Consider the following 931-nt stretch of genomic DNA (forward strand, 5'->3'; position numbering starts at 1 on the left):
ACAGCTAACGCTCCCCCTTGACCCCCAAGTTCGCTGTGCAATGCCAAAAGTGGTTAGCCGATTGGCTAGCCACTTTTTGGCAAAGCTTCGCGTTTTTACTCAAAATTGCTATCGGAATTTGAGTAAAGTCTTCCAGACAGGGGCTGTCGGCCGAATGATTTTGCATCATGAGCATGCCTTCAGCAGGAGCCTTTCAGGCGGAGTTTTGCGCAAACGGCGCAAACTAATTTAGCTTGATCAAAAAAGCAGTAGTTGATTTTAATCAACTACTGCTTTTCTAAGAATTAGTAATCTTATATTGCTTTAAGAATTGTTTATAAATATTTGTTAAATCATCATTGCCCTTAATATTAGGCATGATTGATTCAATCAACTCGGTCAACAGCTGTTTCTTCCAACTTTTCCTAAGAATTTCTTTGACCTCTTCATTTTTATTGATTAATAAACGCAATAGATAATCAATCTCTTTGGGTGTTAAATTTTGAATCATTTTTTTATAAAAAGGTAAAGCAGCATCAGAGACACCATATTGATTGCCAAAATAGCAAGTCAAAATTTCATTAATGAAACTTTCCCTAATAACACTTGGAATAGGTTTTATTTGGCTTACTATTTCGTCTAGCCGTTCTGCAAATGGCGGTTCGTTATAAAAATTATTCATTCCATAATGAACTCGGCTCAAATTTTCAAGTGCTTTTTCTATAACACTAACTACTTCTGCATTATCCAGGTAAGCAAGAAGCTTAAGCTCACTTAAAAAAGTTCTTGATACTTTTATCTGGGTTTCATCTTTGTTTGTTTGAAGTTTATGGTGACGGGAAATGATTTTTACAATAATTGGGTTTGTAAAGTCATCAGATAATTTTTTGGCTAATGAAAGAGAATTTGTTCTTTGAACTTCGGGATTATTAGTATTTATATGGTAGATTGT

The 931-nt window shown here is 34.7% G+C and carries 1 pseudogene; it reads right to left on the bottom strand.

Features of this window, described 5'->3' with window-relative positions:
- Positions 1-277 precede the first annotated feature (277 nt).
- A pseudogene (locus tag JCM11969_RS18120) lies at positions 278-931 on the bottom strand (hypothetical protein); the annotation flags it as partial.

Source organism: Secundilactobacillus paracollinoides DSM 15502 = JCM 11969 (assembly GCF_001311135.1).
GTDB lineage: Bacteria > Bacillota > Bacilli > Lactobacillales > Lactobacillaceae > Secundilactobacillus > Secundilactobacillus paracollinoides.